Genomic DNA, 14,399 nt, shown 5'->3' with positions numbered 1-14,399 from the left:
AGGGAAAGAAACCATGGCTAAGAAAAGCGCCGTAAACCGCAACGAGATGGTCAAGGCCCTCGTCGCGAAATACGCCGACAAGCGTGCCGCCCTGAAGGCGACCGCCAACGACGAATCCCTGCCTCTCGAGGAGCGCTTCGAGGCGCGCCTCAAGCTGGCCAAGCTGCCGCGCAACTCGGCCGCCAACCGGATTCGTAACCGCTGCGAAGTGACGGGCCGTCCGCGGGCCTTCTATCGCAAGCTCAAAATGAGCCGGATCGCCCTGCGCGAACTCGGCAACCTGGGTCAGATCCCGGGTCTCACCAAGTCCAGCTGGTAAGGGGAGCGACAGATATGATGATCAACGATCCCCTGAGCGACATGATCGCTCGCATCCGGAACGCGCACATGCGCAAACGTTCCAAGGTGCTCACCCCGGCTTCCCGTCTGCGCCAGCGCGTCCTCGACGTGCTGCAGGACGAGGGCTACATCCGCGGCTATGCGCTGGTTCAGAACCCCGGCGAATTCCCGCAGTTCGAGATCGAGCTGAAGTACTTCGACGGCCAGCCGGTCATCGCCGAGATCGCTCGCGTGTCCAAGCCGGGCCGCCGCGTCTACTCCGCGATCTCCGACCTGAAGCCGATCAAGAACGGCCTCGGCATCTCGATCCTCTCCACGTCCAAGGGCGTCATGTCGGACACCGCGGCTCGCGAAGCCAAGGTGGGCGGCGAAGTCCTCTGCAGGGTCTACTAAGATGTCCCGTATCGGAAAACGCACCATTGAAGTGCCGAAGGGCGTGACTGTCACGCTCGACGGCCAGACGGTCTCGGTGAAGGGTCCCAAGGGCGAACGCTCCTGGACCGTCGCCGACGAGATCGCAGTCGCCCAGGGCGACGACGGCCTGAACCTCACCATGCGTGAGGACAACCAGCGTTCGCGGGCCATGTGGGGCCTGTCGCGTACCCTGGTCGACAACATGGTCGTCGGCGTCACCACCGGCTTTGAAAAGAGCCTGGACCTGGTCGGCGTGGGCTATCGCGCCGCGATGAAGGGCAATGCCCTGTCGCTGCAGCTCGGCTTCTCGCACGACGTCGACATCCAGCCGCCTGCCGGCGTCACCTTCGCGGTGCCCAAGCAGACTGAAATCAAGATCTCGGGTGCTGACAAGCAGGCCGTGGGTCAGATCGCCGCCGTCATCCGCAAGCTGCGTCCGCCGGAGCCCTACAAGGGCAAGGGTGTCCGCTACACGGGCGAAAAGGTCCGGCGCAAGGAAGGCAAGAAGAAGTAAGTCATGGCTCTTTCTCTTCGACAACAAGCCCAGCGCCGCACCGAGCGCACTCGCCGCCGCCTGAAGGCTGTCTCCAATGGCCGTCTGCGCCTGTCGGTGCACCGTTCGGACAAGAACATCTCGGCCCAGATCATCGACGACCTCAACGGCGTCACGATCGCCGCCGCTTCCTCGCTGGAAGGCGAGAAGGGCAAGAAGGTCAAGGGTTCGGACGTCGCCGCTGCTGCGATGATCGGCAAGCTGGTCGCGGAACGCGCCATCGAGAAGGGCGTCACGGACGTCGTCTTCGATCGCGGCGGCTACATCTATCACGGTCGGGTGAAGGCGCTGGCTGATGCCGCGCGTGAAGCCGGTCTGAATTTCTAAGGGACGCGACAGATGGCGCAAACACCCCAACGCGGCGGCGGCGGCAACGATCGCAACCGTCGTGACAACCGCAACGGTCCCCAGGCTGACGGCCCGGATTCGGACATCGTCGAGAAGCTGGTGCACATCAACCGTGTCGCCGCCACCGTCAAAGGCGGCCGCCGGTTCTCGTTCGCGGCCCTGATGGTCGTCGGCGACGGCAAGGGCCGCGTCGGCTTCGGTCACGGCAAGGCGCGCGAAGTGCCGGAAGCCATCCGCAAGGCGACCGAAGAAGCCAAGAAGACCATGATCCGCGTTCCGCTGCGCGAGAACCGCACCCTGCACCACGACGGCTCGGGCCGTTGGGGCGCCGGCAAGATCATGATGCGCGCCGCTCCTCCCGGAACGGGCGTCATCGCGGGCGGTCCGATGCGCGCCGTGCTCGAAACCCTCGGCGTCCAGGACGTCGTCGGCAAGTCGACCGGTTCCTCGAACCCCTACAACATGATCCGCGCCACCTTCGAAGCTCTGAAGGTCCAGTCGTCGCCGCGTCAGGTCGCCTCCAAGCGCGGCAAGAAGGTCGCCGACCTGATGGGTCGCCGCAACGACGGCGCCTCGGCTCCGGAAGCGGCGCCTGAAGCCCAGGAAGCCTGAGACCATGGCCAAGACTGAATCCAAGACCACCGTCACCGTCCGTCAGACGGGCAGCCCGATCCGCCGCAAGTCGGATCAGCGCGCCACCCTGATGGGTCTGGGTCTCAACCGCATGGGCCGCGAGTCCACGCTGGAAGACACCCCCTCGGTTCGCGGGATGATCGCCAAGGTCGCCCACCTGACCGAGATCGTCGAAAAATAAGCCGTGTTTCGCCCTTCCCCATCCGGGGGAGGGCGTCTCGCGTCTTGCGATGCTGAAGGGGGCCGCCTAGAAGCGGCCCTTCAATTATTTCAACGCCGAGTCCGGGCCCCCTTTAATTGGATTGGCCCGGGCGCTAGCACCCGAAAGGATCAGGCACATGAAACTGAACGAAATTCGCGACAACGAGGGCGCCCACAAGAAGCGCATGCGCGTCGGCCGTGGCCCGGGTTCGGGCAAGGGCAAGACCGCCGGTCGTGGCGTCAAGGGTCAGAAGTCGCGTTCGGGCGTCGCCATCGGCGGCTTCGAAGGCGGCCAGATGCCGCTGTACATGCGGATGCCCAAGCGCGGCTTCAACAACGCCAACGCCCTGAAGCTGGCCGAAGTGAACCTGTGGCGCCTGCAGGACGCCATCGATGCCAAGAAGCTGGACATCAAGGCCGAGATCAACGGCGAGGCCCTGGTGGCCGCCGGCGTGATCCGTCGCGTCAAGGACGGCGTCCGTCTGCTGGGCACCGGCGAGATCAAGGGCAAGCTGAACCTGGTCGTCTGGTCGGCCTCGGCCGGCGCCATCAAGGCCATCGAGGCCGCCGGTGGCACCATCGAGCAGCAGCGTATCGCCGCTGAAGCCAAGGCCGCCGCGCGCATCGAGAAGCGCAACGCCGCCAAGGGCAAGGCTCCGCCGGCCAAGGCTCCGCGTGGCGACGCCAACAAGATCTCGGCTCGCACGACCCGTACCGCAGCGCGTACCGCCGCGAAATAAGACAGGAGGGCGCCCTCGCTAAGCGGGCGCCCTTCGCCTATCTGGACGCAGACGCCGGATTCATCTCCGCCGCGTCAGGTTCTGATCAGTCGGGGTGACACCATATGGCTTCGGCCGCCGAACAACTCGCAGCAAACATGAACATGGGCTCGTTCGCGAAGGCGACCGAGCTGCATAAGCGTCTGCTGTTCACGCTGATGGCCCTGCTGGTCTACCGGATCGGCACCTATGTGCCGATTCCGGGCATCAACTCGGAAGCCTTCCTGCAGTTCTTCCAGAACCCGGCAGGCGGACGCGGCGTGCTGGACATGTTCAACATGTTCTCGGGCGGCGCGGTCGAGCGCATGGCCGTCTTCGCCCTGAACGTCATGCCCTACATCTCGGCCTCGATCATCGTCCAGCTGATGGGCGCGGTCTATCCGCCGTGGGAGAAGCTGAAGAAGGAAGGCGGCGAGAGCGGCCGCAAGCAGCTGAACCAGTACACCCGCTATCTGACGGTCGTGCTGGCCCTGTTCCAGTCGACGGGCATCGCCTTTGGCCTCAACGCCACGCCGGGCCTGATCGACGCGCCGGGCGTGTTCTTCATCGTCTCGACCGTCACCACCCTGACGGGCGGCACCATGTTCCTGATGTGGCTGGGTGAGCAGGTGACGGCGCGCGGCGTCGGCAACGGTATCTCGCTGATCATCTTCGCCGGCATCGTCGCCGTCCTGCCGGGCACGGTCGCCCGCATGTTCGGCCTGGCCTACCAGGGCCAGATGTCGCCCTTCGCCCTGCTGTTCTTCTCCGCCATGGCCATCGGTCTGGTCGTCTTCATCGTCTTCATGGAGCGGGCCCAGCGTCGACTGCTGATCCAGTATCCGAAGCGCCAGGAAGGCAACCGGATGGCCGGGGGCGAGCGTTCGTTCCTGCCGCTGAAGCTCAACACCGCCGGCGTCATCCCGGCGATCTTCGCCTCGTCGCTGCTGATGCTGCCGACGACCGTGGCCCAGTTCGTGGCCACGGCGAACCTGCCGCCGTGGATGGAATGGCTGCCGGTCGTCACCGGCATGCTGCAGAACGGCCAGCCGCTGTTCATCCTGCTGTACGGTTCGCTGATCGTCTTCTTCTGCTTCTTCTACACCTCGATCACCTTCAACCCCGAGGACACGGCCGAGAACCTGCGCAAATACGGCGGCTTCCTGCCGGGCATCCGCCCCGGCAAGCGGACGGCGGAATATCTCGACTATGTGCTGACCCGACTGACCACCATCGGCGCCGCCTATATCGCCGCCGTCTGTGTGCTGCCGGAGATCATGATGGGCATGTCCGGAACCACGGGCGTCATCCTCGGCGGTACCTCGATCCTGATCGTGGTCTCGGTGACCATGGACACCGTGGCCCAGATCCAGTCCCAGCTGCTGGCCCACCAGTACGAAGGCCTGATCAAGAAGGCCAAGCTGCGCGGTCGGGACAAGACTCGCGGCAAGGGCGTCACCGCGCCCGCCCGGCGCTAGGCCGGGCTGGTTAGGGGGCGGCGATGAACCTGGTTCTGTTCGGACCGCCGGCGGCGGGCAAGGGCACGCAGGCCAAGCGGCTGGTCGAGGCCCGCGGCATGGTCCAGCTGTCGACCGGTGACATGCTGCGCGAGGCCATCGCCTCGGGCACGGAACTGGGGCGTGAGTGCCAGGCCCTGATGTCGCGCGGCGACCTGGTCTCCGACGCCATCGTCATCGCCCTGATCGAAGCCCGGCTGAAAGAGGCCGAGGACGCCGGTGGGGCCATCTTCGACGGCTTCCCCCGCACCGTGGCCCAGGCCGAGGCGCTGGACGCCATGCTGGCCAAGCTGGGCAAGAAGATCGACCACGTCATTCGCCTCAAGGTCGATGACGACGCCCTGCTCAAGCGGGTCGCCGTGCGGTTCGCCGACCAGGGCCGTCCGGACGACAATCCGGACAGTTTCAAGGTCCGGCTGGACGCCTACAATCGCAACACCGCACCGCTGCTGCCCTACTATGCCGACAAGGGCCTGTTGTCCGAGATCGACGGCATGGGCGCGATCGCCACCGTCGCCGTGGCCATCGACGCGGTGCTGGACGGCACCGCCGCCTGAACCCCGTCTGATCGATCCGGCGTCCCGCGCGTTCAGTCGTGCGTGATAGGATCGGCCCGTGAACCCTGAACCCTCCCTGCTGAACACCGACCGGCTGCGCAAGCTGGGCATCGTCGTGGGCGTGACCCTGGCCCATCTGGGCGTGTTCAGCATCATGGCCCGCGCCGATGCGCCGGTGCCGCCGCCGGCCGAACAGGCCGTGGTCAGTGTCTTCCTGTATCGGCCGCCGCCCCCGCCGCCACCACCGCCGGTCGAGCCGGCCCGCACCCAGGGCGGTGGCGCGCCGGCCGCGCCGTCCCGCGTCCATGTCCCGCCCAAGCCCGCCGACAAGCCGCGTGAGGTGATCGCGCCGCCCGTTCCGGCACCCGAGCCGGCCCTGGTCGTCGGGGCCGCGCCCGAGGCCGGACCGACGCCGGGCATGGGTCAGGGCGGGGAGGGTACCGGAACCGGCATGGGGCAGGGTTCCGGCTCGGGCCCGGGCAGTGGCGGCACCCGCTGGCGTCTGGTCGCCGGGGCCTCCTCGGCCGAGATCCAGCGCGTCTATCCGCTTGCGGCGCGACGGGCGCGGATCAGCGGCAATGTGCTGCTCAGCTGCCGCATCCGTCTCGACAGCCGGCTGGACAACTGCCGCGTGGTGCGTGAGAGCCCGGCCGGGCAGGGCTTCGGCGCGGCGGCCCTGGCCACGGTCGTCCATTTCAGGGCCGCGCCCCCGACCCAGGGCGGGCGTCCGGTGGAGGACGCCGAGGCCACCTTCGGCGTGGAGTTCGGCCCGCAAGGTCGGCGTTGAGGTCGACCGACCGTTGACGCGCCGGGAATCCCCTGTATAAGGCCGGACTTCCGCGAAGGACGTCGGCGCTCCTGGTCTGTTGACCGGAGCGTTTGTTGCGTCCGTCAATGCGTATCTGGAGAGCTTCGTGGCCCGTATTGCTGGCGTCAACATCCCGACCAACAAGCGCGTAGAGATCGCGCTGCAGTATATCCATGGCATCGGCGCTCACGCCGCCAAGGACATCACCTCCAAGGTCGGCATCGAAGCCGCCCGTCGGGTCAATCAATTGACCGACGCCGAGGTGCTGCAGATCCGCGAGGCTATCGATCGCGATCACACCGTCGAGGGCGACCTGCGCCGTGAGACGTCGATGAACATCAAGCGTCTGATGGACCTGGCCTGCTATCGCGGCCTGCGTCACCGCAAGGGCCTGCCGGTCCGCGGTCAGCGCACCCACACCAACGCCCGCACCCGCAAGGGTCCCGCCAAGCCGATCGCCGGCAAGAAGAAGTAAGACAGACACATGGCCAAGGAACCGGGTCGCGTAAAGAAGCGCGAGCGCAAGAACATCACCTCGGGCGTCGCCCACGTGAACGCGTCCTTCAACAACACCATGATCACGATCACCGATGCCCAGGGCAACGCGATCTCGTGGTCGTCGGCCGGACACATGGGCTTCAAGGGTTCGCGCAAATCGACCCCCTACGCCGCCCAGATGGCCGCCGAAGACGCGGGCAAGAAGGCCCAGGAACACGGCGTCAAGACGCTGGAAGTCAACGTTTCGGGTCCCGGTTCCGGCCGTGAGTCGGCACTGCGCGCCCTGCAGTCGGTCGGCCTGACCATCACCACCATCCGCGACGTCACGCCGATGCCGCACAACGGTTGCCGTCCGCCCAAGCGCCGCCGCGTCTAAGCGAACCTAGACTGACTACCTATCTCCGCCGGTCCTGGCGCGCCTGACGAGGGGCGAGGGACCGGCGCTCCGTTTTCGAGGGACACCCATGATCGAACGTAACTGGCAAGAGCTGATCCGTCCCGAGAAGCCGCAGATCGAGGCGAGCTCCGACCCGCAGCGCAAATCGCGCCTGGTCGCCGAGCCCCTGGAACGCGGCTTCGGCGTGACGCTCGGCAATGCCCTGCGCCGCGTTCTCCTGTCGTCGCTGCAAGGCGCCGCCGTGACCGCGATCCAGATCGACGGCGTTGTGCACGAATTCTCGTCGCTGGAAGGCGTGCGCGAGGACGTGGTCGACATCGTGCTCAACATCAAGCAACTGGCGCTGCGCATGCACGCCGAAGGCCCCAAGCGCATGACCCTGCGCGCCACGGGCCCCGGTGCCGTGACGGCCGGCCAGATCGACGTCCCCTCGGACATCGAGATCCTCAACCCCGACCACATCATCTGCACGCTCGACGAGGGTGCTTCGGTGCGGATGGAACTGACTGTCCAGAACGGCAAGGGCTATGTCGCCTCCGAGCTGAACCGTCCGGAAGACGCCCCGATCGGCCTGATCGCCGTCGACGCCCTGTATTCGCCGGTCAAGCGCGTCGCCTATCGCGTCGAGCCGACCCGTCAGGGCCAGTCGCTGGACTATGACAAGCTGATCCTCGAGGTCGAAACCAATGGTGCTGTGTCGCCTGTGGACGCCGTGGCCTTCGCCTCGCGCATCCTGCAGGACCAGCTGCAGATCTTCATCACCTTCGACGAGCCGAAGAAGCCAGTGGAAGCCGTCGACGGCAAGCCGGACCTGCCCTTCAACCCGGCCCTGCTGAAGAAGGTGGACGAGCTGGAACTGTCGGTGCGTTCGGCCAACTGCCTGAAGAACGACAACATCGTCTACATCGGCGACCTGATCCAGAAGACCGAGGGCGAAATGCTTCGCACCCCGAACTTCGGCCGCAAGTCGCTGAACGAGATCAAGGAAGTGCTGGCGACCATGGGGCTCAGCCTCGGCATGGATGTGCCCAACTGGCCGCCGGAAAACATCGAAGACCTGGCCAAGAAGTTCGACGACCAGATCTAGTTTCAACCCTCCGCCCTTGATCCCACCCGGGATCGCGGAGCGGTTAGAATGAGAGAGCCCCAGGTCCGGCCATCCTTGTCAGGGTGTGTGCGGAAACCAGGGTTGAGTAGGAGAGACCCCGATGCGCCACGGCGCCGCCTATCGCAAGCTCGGTCGTACGAGCGCACACCGGACCGCCATGTTCGCCAACATGGCTGCGTCGCTGATCAAGCACGAGCAGATCACGACCACCCTGCCCAAGGCGAAGGAACTGCGTCCCTTCGTCGAAAAGCTGGTCACGCTCGCCAAGAAGGGCGATCTGCACGCCCGTCGTCAGGCCATCAGTGCCGTGCGCGACGTGCCGCAGGTCGGCAAGCTGTTCGAAACGATCGGCCCGCGCTACGCCGAACGTAACGGCGGCTATATCCGCATCATGAAGGCCGGCTATCGCCACGGCGACAACGCCGCCATGGCCGTGATCGAGTTCGTCGATCGCGACACCGACGCCAAGGGCCTGGACTCGGGTCCGGTCTATGCCATCGAGGGCGACGAAGAAGCGTAAGTCCGCTTCCCGTCAGGGGCTTGAGAAAAGGGCGGTCCGCGCACAGCGGGCCGCCCTTTTTCTTTGTCCGAAGCGTCCCCGGATGAAGGTCAGGGAGGGCCCATGTCGACAGCCGACGTTGACATTCATCGACCTGCCGCCCCGGCCGCCGCCCTACGCCCGCTGCAACGTCTGGATGGAAAAGCGGCTCTGAGACCTATTCCTTGGACAGGTCCTGACGCCGGAACCAGGCCAGGGCCCCGGCCAGCGGGGCGAGGGTCCACAGGGCGACGCTGAACCAGGCTTTCAGCAGGATGCCGTCCGGCAGGCCGGCCGCGCGCTCGCCGCCGCCGATCGCCGCCTGGATGGCATCGGTCGCCGAGCCCGGATTGACCAGGATCGCCAGCCAGGCGTCGGGCATCACACCCATCTGCATCAGCGGATTGGTGGTGAAGAACTGCGCCACCCCGAACACCAGCGGCACGAACAGCGCCGCCAGCAGGGAGCGGGTCATCACCGCCGCCAGCATCCCCATCATGGTGAACTGCACGATGCGCAGCAGCGACAGGGCGAAATAGCCGATGAAGTGCGCCGCGCCTTCGCCGGTCAGGGTGAAGGTCAGGGTCCGTTCGAACACCGCCGCCTTGATCAGATTCTCGATCACGTCGGCCACCAGCATGAAACCCATGGCCGCCAGCGCCAGTCCGGCCACCACCGCCAGCTTGGCGAGCAGCAGGTTGATGCGGCTGTTGCGCGCGCTGATCAGCCGCCAGGTCTCCCAGCGGTAGTCGCCGGCATAGACCGTCGCCGCCCCGATCAGGACGAACAGCAGGACCAGCGGATTGGCCAGGCTGGCGGCGGCCTCGACCAGCGCCCCGCCCATGTCCAGGGTACCGCGGTTCAGCAGGGCCTCGCGCATCTCGGGCGGCATCTTGGTGTCGCCGAGGAGCTTGGTCTCGCTGCCCTTGAGCACGAAATTGGTCAGGCCCCCGATCACGATGGCGATGATCGGCACGAACACCAGACTCCAGAACAGGGCTGTCCTGTTCTTCGTCAGGCGGAAGCCTTCGGCGCGGATGGCATCAACCAGCATGGATCGTCTCCGGTGCCTGCACGGCCCCCGTCTCGGTGAAGAAGATGGCCTCCAGGTCGGTGCCGACCCAGCGCGCCTCATGGATGTCGACGCCGGCCTCGGCCAGGGCGCGGATCAGGGCGGGGCCCTCGGTGCGCGGGATGTCGGCCAGGACGGCGTCGCCGTCGCGCACGCCCTTGGTTCCCAGCGCGGCCAGCACCTGGTCGACCGGGCTGACGGAAAGACGCAGACGTTCGCCCACGGCGGTCAGTTCGCTGACGGCACCTTCGCGGACCAGCTTGCCCTTGTTGAGGATGGCGACGCGGTCGCAGACGCGCTGGACCTCGAGCAGCTGGTGGCTGGCCAGAACCACCGTCAGGCCGTCGTCATGGGCGAGGCTGCGGATCAGGGCCCGCATCTCCTGGATGCCGGGGGGATCCATGCCGCTGGTCGGTTCATCGAGAATGATCAGTTCAGGCTTGCTGATCAGGGCGGCGGCGACGCCGAGGCGCTGCATCATACCGACGGAGAAGCCGCGCACCTTGCGGTCCGCCGCTTCGGACAAGCCGACCCGCTCCAGCCAGTAGGGAATGTCGGCCGTGCCGGCGATGCCGTGTTCCAGCGCCAGCCAGCTCAGCACCTGCCGCGCCGTCATAAAGGGGGGGTAACGCGGGGTCTCGATCATCGAGCCCGTCAGGCGCATGGGGGCGATGTCGCCGACCGGCCCGTTCATGATGGTCGCCGTGCCCGCCGTCGGCCGGATCAGGCCAAGCAGGATACGGAACAGGGTCGACTTGCCGGCCCCGTTGGGTCCGAGCACGCCATAGACGCCGCCCCTGGGAATGGAGAGGTCCAGCCCGTCGAGGGCGCGGACGCTGCCATAGGTCTTGGTGAGCCCCGTCACCTGGATCACGGGCGATTCAATCTCGGCTGTCATGCCGGCAGGTTGACCTTGTGCCGCGGCGTCGCGCAAGGCGTTGCGGCATTAAGCTTTCGCAACCTCGGCTTGCGGGGTGACCCGGAACCGTCCCTCGCAAGGCCCCGTCGCCTTGATACGGTCCAGAAATCGGGGCGGAATGGCCCGGCTCCTGTCTCCCTGCCGTATCGGATGACCATGAACGCCAGAACCCTCGCCATCGCTATCGCCTTGACCCTCGCGGCCTGCGGCCAGTCGAACGACACCAAGGCCCAGGACGGGGTCTTCTCCGACAACCGCATCGTCCCCGGCGACGCCCTGGCGATGAAGGCCAGCTTCGCCCCCGTGGTCCGCACCGCCGCCCCGGCCGTGGTCAATGTCTCGGCGCGCGGCGTGCAGCAGGTCAGGGATCCGTTCTGGGGCATTCCGGGTCAGCGCCAGACCGGCTCGGTCGGCTCCGGCGTCATCGTCCGCGCCGACGGGGTGGTGGTGACCAACTATCACGTCATCAACGGCATGCAGCAGATCCGGGTGGTGCTGAACGACCGGCGCGAGTTCGACGCCCGCGTGGTCCTCGCCGACGAACGCTCCGACCTCGCCGTGCTGCAGCTGGAGGGCGTCAATGAGCGGCTGCCGACCCTCAATATCGATGATCGCGAGGAGCAGGAGATCGGCGACCTTGTGCTGGCCATCGGCAATCCGTTCGGCGTCGGCCAGACGGTGACCAACGGCATCATCTCGGCCCTGAACCGGACCGAGACCGGCATCTCCGACAGCGGCTCCTTCATCCAGACCGACGCGGCCATCAATCCCGGCAATTCAGGCGGGGCCCTGGTCGACATGGACGGCGACCTGATCGGCATCAATACCGCCATCTTCTCGCGCTCGGGATCGTCCTCGGGCGTCGGCTTCGCCGTGCCCGCCACCATGGTCCGCCGCGTGGTCGATTCTGCCGTCGGCGGAGCCACCACCGTGGTCCGGCCGTGGCTGGGCGTGAAGGGCGACCCGGTCAGCGCCGACATCGCCCGCAGCCTCGGCCTTGACCGGCCCCAGGGTCTGGTGATCACCGAAGTCTATGCCGGCGGTCCCGGTGCGCGCGCCGGCCTCGGCATCGGGGACATCGTCACCGCCATCGACGGGGCCGAGATCAACAACCAGGGCGGCCTCAACTATCGCATCGGCACGCGCGAACCGAACGACAGCGTGCGGGTATCGGTGCTGCGAGATGGCCGGGCCGAGACGCTGGACGCGCGGGTGCAGGCGCTGCCCGGCGATCCCGACGTCGGCAAGGCGGTGATGATCGCGTCCGGCGGCCTGTCCGGGGCCCAGGCCCTGCCGCTGAACCCGGCATTGGCGGATACGCTGGGTCTCGATCCGTTCGCCAGCGGCGTGGTCCTCGGGCGTGTCGATCCGCGCAGCTACGCGGCCCGGGGTGTCCGGCTGCAGGGCGGCGACGTCATCCTGGCGGTCAACGGCCAGATCGTCACCTCGCCCCAACAGCTGGAAGGCCTGAACCGCGGGGCCCAGGTCAGCGTCGAACGCCGCGGCCAGCGCGGCGTGCTGACGGTACGCTGACTATTTGGCCTTGATCGGCGAGCCGATCGACCAGGTGTGGCCGAACGGGTCGCGCAGCTGACCGTAGCGGTCGCCCCAGAACTGGTCGGCGATCGGGAACAGCGGCACGCCGCCGGCCAGCAGGGCGCGGTTCCACCATTCGTCGGCGTCATCGACCTGAAGATGGATGGTCACCCCCTTGGGGACGATGTCGTGTTCGTGGCCGTATTCCGGAAACTCGTCGTGCAGCAGGACGTCGCCGCCGTTGATCCTGAGATAGGCGTGCATCAGCCGTTCACCGTCCTCGGCCGGCATGCGCCGAACTTCCTCGGCTCCGAAGGCGCGGGTGTAGAAGTCGATCGCCGCCTGGCCGCCGCGCGACGGAATGGTCAGGTGCGGGGTCACTCCGATCACCGGACCCTGGGCGGTGTGGTCGTCAGCCATCTGGCGCTCTCCTCAGCTTCATGTCGACACTAACGCGTGAAATGCGCGTCGGTAACGCCTATCTGTGACCCCGCATGACTGACCTGTTCGAAGCCTCCGGCATCCATCCTCCTGACGCGCCGCTGGCCGACCGGCTGCGTCCCCGCACGCTCGGGGAGGTGGTCGGCCAGGACCATCTGCTTGGCGAGGGCGGACCGATCCGGCGCATGGTCGAGGCCGGGCGGCTGGGCTCGATGATCCTGTGGGGGCCGCCGGGCACCGGCAAGACCACCATCGCCCGCCTGCTGGCCCAGGCTGCCGGCTATCAGTTCCAGCAGATCAGCGCCGTCTTCTCCGGCGTGGCCGACCTCAAGAAGGCCTTCGAGGCGGCCCGCATGCGCCGCGCCGCCGGCCAGTCGACCCTGCTGTTCGTCGACGAAATCCATCGTTTCAACCGGGCCCAGCAGGACGGTTTCCTGCCCTTCGTGGAGGAGGGGGTCATCACCCTGGTCGGGGCCACGACCGAGAACCCGTCGTTCGAGCTGAACGGGGCCCTGCTGTCGCGGTCTCAGGTCTATGTGCTGAAGCGGCTGGACGATGCGGCCCTCGATCAACTGTTGATTCGTGCTGAGGCACAGGAGGGCAAGAGCCTGCCCCTGACCCCGGAAGCACGCCACGCCCTGACGGCGCTTGCGGATGGCGACGGTCGCTACCTGCTGACCATGTCCGAAGTGCTGTTCGACCTCGCCGATACCAGCCCCGAACCGCTCGACGTCCAGGCCCTGGCGGGCATCCTGCAGAAGCGGGCGCCTGCTTACGACAAGAGTCGAGAAGAACACTATAACCTCATATCCGCATTGCATAAATCGGTTCGCGGTTCGGACCCCGATGCGGCCCTCTACTGGCTGGCGCGGATGCTCAACGGCGGTGAGGATCCGCTGTATCTGGCGCGGCGTATCGTGCGCATGGCGGTCGAGGACATCGGCGAGGCCGATCCGCTGTCGCTGCTGGTCGCCAATGCCGCCAAGGACACCTACGACTTCCTCGGCAGCCCCGAGGGTGAACTGGCCCTGGCCCAGGCCGTGGTCCACCTCGCCACTGCGCCCAAATCGGTCGGCGTGTACGAAGCCTTCAAGGCGGCCAAGCGCGCGGCGGCCGAGACCGGTTCTCTGACGCCCCCGGCCCATATCCGCAACGCCCCGACCCAGCTGATGAAGTCGCTCGGCTACGGCCAGGGCTATCAATATGATCCCGACATGCCGGAGGGCTTCTCCGGCGCAAACTTCTTCCCCGACGGGATGGAGCGCCGCACCTTTTACGCTCCGAAAGGCGAGGGGCATGAGGCCAAGGTCAAGGAACGGCTCGAGCGCTGGGCGGCGCTGCGGGCATCGAGGGCGGTGGGGGGCGAATGAACCTCAACCAGATCACTGTCGAGGTCGCCGACATCCCGCGTGCCCGCGCCTTTTATGAGCGGCTCGGGTTGGAGCTGATCGTGTCCAGCGACCACTACGCCCGCTTCCTCTGCCCCGGCGGCGCGACCTTTTCGATCCATCTCGCCGAGCCGCCGTCGCCGGGCGGCAGCCTGATCTATTTCGAATGCGACGACCTCGACGCCCGGGTGGTGGCGCTCAAGGCCGCGGGGGTGGTCTTCGACAGCGATCCGCAGGACCAGCGCTGGCTGTGGCGCGAGGCGCGGCTGCGCGACCCCGACGGCAACCGGCTGTGCCTGTATTTCGCCGGCGAGAACCGCGTCGATCCGCCGTGGCGGGTGACCCGTCCGTAAGCGTTGCCGTAACGGCGTTTT

General features: G+C 66.8%; 19 protein-coding genes and 1 pseudogene. 17 read left to right on the top strand and 3 right to left on the bottom strand.

What is annotated here, in order from left to right; all coding sequences use genetic code 11:
• The first annotated feature begins 13 nt into the window (after window positions 1–13).
• From rpsN to rplQ, 14 genes and pseudogenes are all read left to right on the top strand, one after another.
• Entirely contained in the window at window positions 14–319 is a 306-nt protein-coding gene (rpsN, locus tag Q8L83_RS16255) for a 30S ribosomal protein S14 (protein WP_056615252.1), read from the top strand.
• Window positions 320–333: 14 nt separating this feature from the next.
• On the top strand, window positions 334–732 hold the full coding sequence (gene rpsH / locus Q8L83_RS16250; RefSeq protein WP_292030131.1) for a 30S ribosomal protein S8: 399 nt from the start codon (window positions 334–336) through the stop codon (window positions 730–732).
• A 1-nt stretch (window position 733) separates the two neighbouring features.
• A complete protein-coding gene (rplF, locus tag Q8L83_RS16245; RefSeq protein WP_305288784.1) occupies window positions 734–1,267 on the top strand; it encodes a 50S ribosomal protein L6 in 534 nt (177 codons plus the stop codon).
• 3 nt (window positions 1,268–1,270) lie between these two features.
• Window positions 1,271–1,633, top strand: a complete 363-nt coding sequence (gene rplR / locus Q8L83_RS16240; RefSeq protein WP_305288782.1) for a 50S ribosomal protein L18 — start codon at window positions 1,271–1,273, stop codon at window positions 1,631–1,633.
• Window positions 1,634–1,645: 12 nt separating this feature from the next.
• Window positions 1,646–2,266, top strand: a complete 621-nt coding sequence (gene rpsE / locus Q8L83_RS16235) for a 30S ribosomal protein S5 (RefSeq protein ID WP_305288780.1) — start codon at window positions 1,646–1,648, stop codon at window positions 2,264–2,266.
• Between the two features lie 4 nt (window positions 2,267–2,270).
• On the top strand, window positions 2,271–2,468 hold the full coding sequence (gene rpmD / locus Q8L83_RS16230) for a 50S ribosomal protein L30 (protein ID WP_292100103.1): 198 nt from the start codon (window positions 2,271–2,273) through the stop codon (window positions 2,466–2,468).
• A 157-nt stretch (window positions 2,469–2,625) separates the two neighbouring features.
• A pseudogene (gene rplO / locus Q8L83_RS16225) lies at window positions 2,626–3,072 on the top strand (50S ribosomal protein L15); the annotation flags it as partial.
• Window positions 3,073–3,332: 260 nt separating this feature from the next.
• On the top strand, window positions 3,333–4,724 hold the full coding sequence (secY, locus tag Q8L83_RS16220) for a preprotein translocase subunit SecY (protein ID WP_305288773.1): 1,392 nt from the start codon (window positions 3,333–3,335) through the stop codon (window positions 4,722–4,724).
• Between the two features lie 23 nt (window positions 4,725–4,747).
• Window positions 4,748–5,320: an adenylate kinase gene (locus tag Q8L83_RS16215; RefSeq protein ID WP_305288771.1), complete on the top strand. Its 573-nt coding sequence runs from the start codon at window positions 4,748–4,750 to the stop codon at window positions 5,318–5,320.
• Window positions 5,321–5,378: 58 nt separating this feature from the next.
• Window positions 5,379–6,107, top strand: a complete 729-nt coding sequence (locus tag Q8L83_RS16210; protein ID WP_305288769.1) for an energy transducer TonB — start codon at window positions 5,379–5,381, stop codon at window positions 6,105–6,107.
• A 127-nt stretch (window positions 6,108–6,234) separates the two neighbouring features.
• Window positions 6,235–6,603, top strand: a complete 369-nt coding sequence (gene rpsM / locus Q8L83_RS16205) for a 30S ribosomal protein S13 (RefSeq protein WP_305288767.1) — start codon at window positions 6,235–6,237, stop codon at window positions 6,601–6,603.
• Window positions 6,604–6,612: 9 nt separating this feature from the next.
• The gene (gene rpsK / locus Q8L83_RS16200) at window positions 6,613–7,002 is read left to right on the top strand and encodes a 30S ribosomal protein S11 (RefSeq protein ID WP_013268944.1); all 390 of its coding nucleotides are present in this window, start codon (window positions 6,613–6,615) and stop codon (window positions 7,000–7,002) included.
• Between the two features lie 88 nt (window positions 7,003–7,090).
• Window positions 7,091–8,110 (top strand): DNA-directed RNA polymerase subunit alpha, encoded by a 1,020-nt coding sequence (locus tag Q8L83_RS16195; RefSeq protein WP_305288752.1) that lies wholly within the window; start codon window positions 7,091–7,093, stop codon window positions 8,108–8,110.
• Window positions 8,111–8,231: 121 nt separating this feature from the next.
• Entirely contained in the window at window positions 8,232–8,651 is a 420-nt protein-coding gene (gene rplQ, locus Q8L83_RS16190) for a 50S ribosomal protein L17 (protein WP_305288750.1), read from the top strand.
• Between the two features lie 196 nt (window positions 8,652–8,847).
• Here the strand turns inward: rplQ and Q8L83_RS16185 are convergent, their stop codons facing one another.
• Entirely contained in the window at window positions 8,848–9,723 is an 876-nt protein-coding gene (locus tag Q8L83_RS16185; RefSeq protein ID WP_305288748.1) for a hypothetical protein, read from the bottom strand.
• Window positions 9,713–10,639 carry an ABC transporter ATP-binding protein gene (locus tag Q8L83_RS16180; protein ID WP_305288746.1) on the bottom strand — a complete coding sequence of 309 codons (927 nt, stop codon included), beginning with the start codon at window positions 10,637–10,639 and terminating at the stop codon, window positions 9,713–9,715. Before Q8L83_RS16180 ends, Q8L83_RS16185 begins: the two co-directional genes overlap by 11 nt.
• A 177-nt stretch (window positions 10,640–10,816) precedes the next feature.
• Here Q8L83_RS16180 and Q8L83_RS16175 point away from each other — a divergent pair, with 177 nt between their 5' ends.
• Window positions 10,817–12,193 (top strand): trypsin-like peptidase domain-containing protein, encoded by a 1,377-nt coding sequence (locus tag Q8L83_RS16175; RefSeq protein ID WP_305288744.1) that lies wholly within the window; start codon window positions 10,817–10,819, stop codon window positions 12,191–12,193.
• Here the strand turns inward: Q8L83_RS16175 and Q8L83_RS16170 are convergent, their stop codons facing one another.
• The gene (locus Q8L83_RS16170; RefSeq protein ID WP_305288742.1) at window positions 12,194–12,616 is read right to left on the bottom strand and encodes a VOC family protein; all 423 of its coding nucleotides are present in this window, start codon (window positions 12,614–12,616) and stop codon (window positions 12,194–12,196) included.
• 74 nt (window positions 12,617–12,690) lie between these two features.
• On the opposite strand from Q8L83_RS16170, the gene Q8L83_RS16165 reads away from it, so the two are divergent.
• Complete coding sequence (locus Q8L83_RS16165) at window positions 12,691–14,007, top strand: replication-associated recombination protein A (protein ID WP_305288740.1); 1,317 nt, start codon at window positions 12,691–12,693, stop codon at window positions 14,005–14,007.
• Window positions 14,004–14,378, top strand: coding sequence for a VOC family protein (locus Q8L83_RS16160; RefSeq protein WP_305288738.1), 375 nt, complete (start codon window positions 14,004–14,006; stop codon window positions 14,376–14,378). Before Q8L83_RS16165 ends, Q8L83_RS16160 begins: the two co-directional genes overlap by 4 nt.
• Window positions 14,379–14,399 lie beyond the last annotated feature (21 nt).

The organism is Phenylobacterium sp. (assembly GCF_030680185.1).
Taxonomy (GTDB): domain Bacteria; phylum Pseudomonadota; class Alphaproteobacteria; order Caulobacterales; family Caulobacteraceae; genus Phenylobacterium.
This window is presented reverse-complemented; position numbering and strand designations above follow the sequence as displayed.

Coding starts and splice junctions, on each gene's coding strand:
- rpsE (WP_305288780.1), top strand. CDS start 1,646: ATGGCGCAAACACCCCAACGCGGCGGCGGCGGCAACGATCGCAACCGT.
- rplR (WP_305288782.1), top strand. CDS start 1,271: ATGGCTCTTTCTCTTCGACAACAAGCCCAGCGCCGCACCGAGCGCACT.
- Q8L83_RS16165 (WP_305288740.1), top strand. CDS start 12,691: ATGACTGACCTGTTCGAAGCCTCCGGCATCCATCCTCCTGACGCGCCG.
- Q8L83_RS16160 (WP_305288738.1), top strand. CDS start 14,004: ATGAACCTCAACCAGATCACTGTCGAGGTCGCCGACATCCCGCGTGCC.
- rpsN (WP_056615252.1), top strand. CDS start 14: ATGGCTAAGAAAAGCGCCGTAAACCGCAACGAGATGGTCAAGGCCCTC.
- Q8L83_RS16170 (WP_305288742.1), bottom strand. CDS start 12,616: ATGGCTGACGACCACACCGCCCAGGGTCCGGTGATCGGAGTGACCCCG.
- rpmD (WP_292100103.1), top strand. CDS start 2,271: ATGGCCAAGACTGAATCCAAGACCACCGTCACCGTCCGTCAGACGGGC.
- Q8L83_RS16215 (WP_305288771.1), top strand. CDS start 4,748: ATGAACCTGGTTCTGTTCGGACCGCCGGCGGCGGGCAAGGGCACGCAG.
- Q8L83_RS16195 (WP_305288752.1), top strand. CDS start 7,091: ATGATCGAACGTAACTGGCAAGAGCTGATCCGTCCCGAGAAGCCGCAG.
- rplQ (WP_305288750.1), top strand. CDS start 8,232: ATGCGCCACGGCGCCGCCTATCGCAAGCTCGGTCGTACGAGCGCACAC.
- Q8L83_RS16185 (WP_305288748.1), bottom strand. CDS start 9,723: ATGCTGGTTGATGCCATCCGCGCCGAAGGCTTCCGCCTGACGAAGAAC.
- rpsK (WP_013268944.1), top strand. CDS start 6,613: ATGGCCAAGGAACCGGGTCGCGTAAAGAAGCGCGAGCGCAAGAACATC.
- secY (WP_305288773.1), top strand. CDS start 3,333: ATGGCTTCGGCCGCCGAACAACTCGCAGCAAACATGAACATGGGCTCG.
- Q8L83_RS16175 (WP_305288744.1), top strand. CDS start 10,817: ATGAACGCCAGAACCCTCGCCATCGCTATCGCCTTGACCCTCGCGGCC.
- rpsH (WP_292030131.1), top strand. CDS start 334: ATGATGATCAACGATCCCCTGAGCGACATGATCGCTCGCATCCGGAAC.
- rplF (WP_305288784.1), top strand. CDS start 734: ATGTCCCGTATCGGAAAACGCACCATTGAAGTGCCGAAGGGCGTGACT.
- Q8L83_RS16180 (WP_305288746.1), bottom strand. CDS start 10,639: ATGACAGCCGAGATTGAATCGCCCGTGATCCAGGTGACGGGGCTCACC.